Source organism: Agromyces agglutinans (assembly GCF_009647605.1).
Lineage (GTDB): Bacteria > Actinomycetota > Actinomycetes > Actinomycetales > Microbacteriaceae > Agromyces > Agromyces agglutinans.
This window is the reverse complement of record NZ_WJIF01000004.1, coordinates 295,410-301,454: the sequence shown is the minus strand read 5'-3', so window position 1 is coordinate 301,454 and position 6,045 is coordinate 295,410. Positions and strand designations below refer to the sequence as shown.

The following is a 6,045-nucleotide window of genomic DNA, read 5'->3' as shown; positions in this document are numbered from 1 at the left end:
CACCGCGCCGCGCCGCGCCGTCGGCGCCGCGTTCATGGCCGCTCTCGCCGTGACCGTGCTCGCCGCGTGCGGCTCGGCGCCGCCCGCACCGACGCCCCCGGCCGGCGTCGACCTCGAGTCGTTCGACCCCGCGACCGGCAACGGCCTCTGGCTCGCGTCGGGCGACGCCATCGCCGACGAGGTGCTCGCCGCCGTGCGCGCCGCCGGTTCCGTGCACGCGACGGGCGCCTTCACCGAGACGACGCGGCCCGATCCCGAATCCGACCTGGTGCGCGGGCGGGAGCTGCGAGTCGACTTCACCGGCCGGGCCGGTTCCTTCGTCGCCGAGGTCGGCGCCGGTTCCTCGTCGGCGCGGGTCGTGGTCGACGACGGCACGGCGCGGGTGCTCGGCAACGTCGCCTACGCCGAGGCCATCGGCGCGCCGCAGACCGCCGACACGGTCGTCTGCACCCTCGGCGCCGAGCCCGTCCTCGATCAGTGGGCTCCGCTGCTCGACCCGGCCGACCTCGTCTCGACATTGCTCGACGCCGGACCGCTCGCGGTCAGCGAGCCCGTCGGCGACGCCGACGTGCTCGAGATCGTGATCGGCGAGGGATCGGCTGTCGGCGTGCTCACCGTCGACCGGTTCGGCCCGCCGCTCCCCCGCACCTTCACGGCCGCCGACGAGAGCGGCGACGCGACGTTCGCCTTCGCCGATTGGGGCGTCGACGCCGACCTCGCGGCGGCGTCGGCCGAGCTCGCCTGCCCGGCGGGCTGAGGCGAACGGCGCTACGGGTCCGCCGCGCTCAGCGAATCGGCTGCGGACCCGCCGCGAGCTGCCGCTCGTACTCCTCGTCGGCGAGCCGGTTCCGCTCGACGACCGTGCGCCCGCGCGCCGCGATCCAGCCGCCGAGCCAGATCGGGATCTCGCGGGCGATCACCCCCGCGAGCACCGCGAACGGGTCGAGCCACCGCTCGTCGATGAAGTCGACCGCCTGCTCGGGCGTGAGGGTCCAGGCCTCGACCGTGAGCAGCGCCCCGCCGAGGTAGGAGAAGTACACGAACACGCCGACCAGGAGGCCGAAGACCGCGTAGGTCCACCACGGGCCGCGGTTGACGATCGCGGCGAGCAACGCGAAGCCGATGAAGAACGCGACGATCGGCACCCAGTAGATCGGGCGCGAGACGAATTCCACGATCAGTTCGGATGACTCGGCGCCCGACTGGCCGAGGAAGACGAGGTAGGCGGCGCCCGCGTAGAGCAGCGCGAAGATCACCGTGCCGATCAAGGCCACCAGCACGCCGAAGCCGCGGTTGCCCTGCCGCTTGGGCCGTTCGGGCGCCTGCACGTAGATCGTCTGCGGGCCCTGGTAGGCCGCGGGCTCGGGCGTGAGCGTCGCGGCGCCGACCGCGGCGGCCCCGGCCGCCGGCGGAACGTACGTCTCGCGTCGCACCGAGTCGGCGGCGACCGGTTCGGGAAGCGGCTCCGCGTCGGGCGTGAGCGCGGTGACCCCCGCCGTCGCCCCGGATGCCTCGGGCTCGGCCTTCGCACGCTGCACGGCGGCGTCGAGGCGCGCCTGCGCGTCGTCGGACTCGTCGGCGTCGCGGTGGTCGTCGACCGCGCCGGGTGCCTCGGATGCCGGCGGCTCGAGGGGCTCGGTGTGGGTCACGGGCGGGGCCGGCTCGGACGGCGTCGCGGCGTCGGCCGCGCCGACCGGCTCGGCGTCTGCCGGCGCAGCCGGTTCGGGCTCGGCGTCGACGACCGGCTCGGGCTCCGGCTCGCGAGCGACGACCGGCTCGGGCACCGGCTCGGTCGCCGGCTCACCGTCGACGGCCGCAGGCTCGGCGGCCGGGGCATCCGTCGCCGTCGTCTCGTCGACGTCGTCTGCGGGCGCCGCGCCCGTGTTCGCGCGGTCGTCGCGTTCGGCGTCGCGCCCATCCGTGCTCGTCATGATCGCGCTCCTTCCGGGCGCACCTCGCACCCGCGGTCGGTAGGCCGATGCTAGCAACGCAGGGGCGTGCGCCGCGGGAGCCCGCCCGGCGCTTCGTGCAGCCGTGTCGGCGAGGCATCCGGAGACGCCGAAGGGCTCCGCACCCTTCCGGATGCGGAGCCCTTCGAACGGATGCCTCGCGCCTAGCTGTAGTTGCCGGGCGTGAAGTCGTCGCTCGAGAACGCGTCGAAGTCGACGAAGCTGAGGTCGCCCTCGCTGAAGGCGGCGTCGTCGGCGAAGATGCGGTTCGGGTACCGCTCCGCCTTCGCCTCCTCGGTCGCCTCGACCGCGACGTTCCGGTACTTCGCGAGACCGGTGCCGGCGGGGATCAGCTTTCCGATGATCACGTTCTCCTTGAGGCCCAGCAGCGGGTCGGACTTGCCCTCCATGGCGGCCTGCGTGAGCACGCGGGTCGTCTCCTGGAAGGACGCGGCCGACAGCCACGACTCGGTCGCGAGCGAGGCCTTGGTGATGCCCATGACCTCCTGGCGGGCCGAAGCGGTCTTGCGACCCTCGGTGAGCGTGGCGCGGTTGATCTCGTTGTACCGCGAACGGTCGACGAGCTCACCCGGCAGCAGGTCGGTGTCGCCGTGGTCGACGACGGTGACCTTGCGCAGCATCTGGCGCACGATGACCTCGATGTGCTTGTCGTGGATCGGCACGCCCTGCGAGCGGTAGACGTCCTGCACGCCGTTCACCAGGTGCTTCTGCACCTCGCGCACGCCCTTGACCCGGAGGACCTCCTTCGGGTCGACGGTGCCGACGATCAGCTGTTGGCCGAGCTCGACGTGCTGGCCGTCCTCGACGAGCAGCGTCGAGCGCTTGAGCACGTTGTACGCGATCGGCTCGTCGCCGTTGTCGGGCGTGAGGATGACCTTGCGCTGCTTCTCGGTCTCATCGATCGTGATGCGACCGGCGGCCTCGACGATCGGCGACGCACCCTTGGGGGTGCGGGCCTCGAAGAGCTCCTGCACGCGGGGAAGACCCTGCGTGATGTCGTCGGCCGAGGCCGAACCACCGGTGTGGAAGGTACGCATCGTCAGCTGCGTGCCGGGCTCGCCGATCGACTGGGCCGCGATGATGCCGACGGCCTCGCCGAGGTCGACCAGCTTGCCGGTCGCGAGCGAACGGCCGTAGCAGGCCGCGCAGACGCCGACCGCGGACTCGCAGGTGAGCACCGAGCGGACGCGGATCGTCTCGACGCCGGCCGCGACCAGCTTGTCGATCAGCACGTCGCCGACATCGGCACCCGCCTCGGCCACGACCGTGCCCTTGGCGTCGACCGCGTCGGCGGCCAGCGAACGGGCGAACACCGAGTTCTCGACGTTCGGGTCGCGCACGAGCTCGCCCGAGGCGTCGACCGCCGCGATCGGCAGCTCGAGGCCCTTGCCCGTGCCGCAGTCGTCCTCGCGGATGATGACATCCTGCGAGACGTCGACCAGACGACGGGTCAGGTAGCCCGAGTCGGCCGTGCGGAGCGCGGTGTCGGCGAGGCCCTTGCGGGCACCGTGCGTGGCGATGAAGTACTCCGCCACCGACAGGCCCTCGCGGTACGAGGAGATGATCGGGCGAGGGATGATCTCACCCTTCGGGTTGTTCACCAGGCCTCGCATGCCGGCGATGTTGCGCACCTGCAGCCAGTTACCGCGGGCGCCCGAGGTGACCATGCGGTTGATGGTGTTCTCGGGGTTCGCGCCGAACTCCTCCTGCATGGCCTTGGCGACCTCGTCGGTGGCCTTGGTCCAGATCTGGATGAGCTCCTGGCGACGCTCGAGGTCGGTCGTCAGACCCTTCTCGAACTGCGAGGTGACCTTGGCGGCCTGCTTCTCGTACTTCGACACGATCTCGCGCTTCTGCGGCAGCTCGACGATGTCGGAGAGGGCGACCGTGACGCCCGAGCGGGTCGCCCAGCGGAAGCCCGCGTCCTTGATGCGGTCGAGGGTCGCGGCGACCTCGGTCTTCGGGTAGCGCTCGGCCAGGTCGTTGACGATCTGCGAGATCTGGCCCTTGCCGGCCTGCTGGTTGAAGAACGGGTAGTCCACCGGCAGCGCCTCGTTGAAGAGGGCGCGACCGAGGGTCGTCTCCATCAGGTACGGCTTGCCCGACACGAAGCCCTCGGGCTCGGTGCCCTCGGCGAAGTGCAGCCCCTCGAGGCGGATCTTCACCTTGGCGCCGAGGTCGAGCTCGTGCCGTCCCGGACGGTTCTGGTCGAACGCGAGGATCGCCTCGGCGATCGACGAGAACGCGCGGCCCTCGCCGGCGCCGCCGGCCTTCTCGGTCGTCAGGTGGTGCAGGCCGATGATCATGTCCTGCGAGGGCAGGGTCACCGGGCGACCGTCGGACGGCTTCAGGATGTTGTTCGACGCGAGCATCAGCACGCGGGCCTCGGCCTGCGCCTCGACCGACAGCGGCAGGTGCACGGCCATCTGGTCGCCGTCGAAGTCCGCGTTGAACGCGGCGCAGACGAGCGGGTGCAGCTGGATGGCCTTGCCCTCGACCAGCTGGGGCTCGAACGCCTGGATGCCGAGGCGGTGCAGCGTGGGCGCACGGTTCAGCAGCACAGGGCGCTCGCGGATGATCTCCTCGAGCACGTCCCACACCTGCGGGCGCGAACGCTCGACCATGCGCTTGGCGGCCTTGATGTTCTGCGCGTGGCTCAGGTCGATCAGGCGCTTGATCACGAACGGCTTGAACAGCTCGAGCGCCATCTGCTTGGGCAGGCCGCACTGGTGGAGCTTGAGCTGGGGGCCGACGACGATGACCGAACGGCCCGAGTAGTCGACGCGCTTGCCGAGCAGGTTCTGGCGGAACCGGCCCTGCTTGCCCTTGAGCATGTCGCTCAGGGACTTGAGGGCGCGGTTGCCGGTGCCCGTGACCGGGCGGCCGCGGCGGCCGTTGTCGAACAGCGCGTCGACGGCCTCCTGCAGCATCCGCTTCTCGTTGTTCACGATGATCTCGGGCGCACCGAGGTCGAGCAGGCGACGGAGGCGGTTGTTGCGGTTGATGACGCGACGGTAGAGGTCGTTCAGGTCGCTGGTCGCGAAGCGGCCACCGTCGAGCTGCACCATCGGGCGGAGCTCCGGCGGGATGACCGGGACGACGTCGAGCACCATCGCAGCCGGCGAGTTGCCGGTCTGCAGGAAGGAGTTGACGACCTTCAGGCGCTTGATCGCGCGGATCTTCTTCTGGCCCTTGCCCTCGGCGATCTGCAGGTGCAGGTCTTCGGCCTCGGCCGCGAGGTCGAAGCTGAGCAGGCGCTTCTTGATGGCCTCGGCGCCCATGTAGGCCTCGAAGTACATGCCGAAGCGGTCCTGCAGCTCTTGGAAGACGGAGTCTTCGGGCTTCAGGTCGCCGACCTTGAGGGTGCGGAAGTCCTCCCACACGCGCTCGAGGTGCGCGATCTGCTCGTCGGCCGACTTGCGGACGCCGGCCATCTCCTTGTCGGCGGCCGCTTCGGCGCGCTTCTTCTGGTCGGACTTGGCGCCCTCGGCCTCGAGGCCCGCGAGCTCCTCCTCCTTGCGCGCCATCAGCGTCGCGATGCGTGCGTCGCGCTGGTCGCCGATGGTCTTGATCTCGAGCCGGAGCTCGTTCTCGAGGCCGGGCATGTCGGCGTGACGACCCTCGTCGTCGACGTCGATGACCATGTAGGCCGCGAAGTAGATGACCTTCTCCAGGTCTTTCGGCGCCATGTCGAGGAGGTAGCCGAGACGGCTCGGCACGCCCTTGAAGTACCAGATGTGCGTGACGGGCGCGGCGAGCTCGATGTGGCCCATGCGCTCGCGGCGGACGGAGGACTTGGTGACCTCCACGCCGCAGCGCTCGCAGACGATGCCCTTGAAGCGGACCCGCTTGTACTTGCCGCAGGCGCACTCCCAGTCGCGGGAGGGCCCGAAGATCTGCTCGCCGAACAGGCCGTCCTTCTCGGGCTTCAGCGTGCGGTAGTTGATCGTCTCGGGCTTCTTGACCTCACCGTAGGACCACTTGCGGATGTCCTCAGCGGTGGCCAGGCCGATACGAAGCTCGTCAAATGTCGTTGCGTCGAGCAATTTCTCTCCTTGAGAAGTTTCCTGAAGTC

Annotated in this window: 3 protein-coding genes; 1 reads left to right on the top strand and 2 read right to left on the bottom strand. The window is 70.4% G+C overall.

Features of this window, described 5'->3' with window-relative positions:
- Window positions 1-757: hypothetical protein (locus GE115_RS18340; protein WP_172979810.1), on the top strand; the 757-nt coding region annotated here is incomplete at its 5' end.
- A 28-nt stretch (window positions 758-785) separates the two neighbouring features.
- Here the strand turns inward: GE115_RS18340 and GE115_RS09965 are convergent.
- Both GE115_RS09965 and rpoC read right to left on the bottom strand, forming a co-directional pair.
- A complete protein-coding gene (locus GE115_RS09965) occupies window positions 786-1,931 on the bottom strand; it encodes an amino acid adenylation domain-containing protein (protein ID WP_153684630.1) in 1,146 nt (381 codons plus the stop codon).
- A gap of 182 nt (window positions 1,932-2,113) precedes the next feature.
- The gene (gene rpoC, locus GE115_RS09960; protein ID WP_153684629.1) at window positions 2,114-6,016 is read right to left on the bottom strand and encodes a DNA-directed RNA polymerase subunit beta'; all 3,903 of its coding nucleotides are present in this window, start codon (window positions 6,014-6,016) and stop codon (window positions 2,114-2,116) included.
- Between the last annotated feature and the right edge of the window lie 29 nt (window positions 6,017-6,045).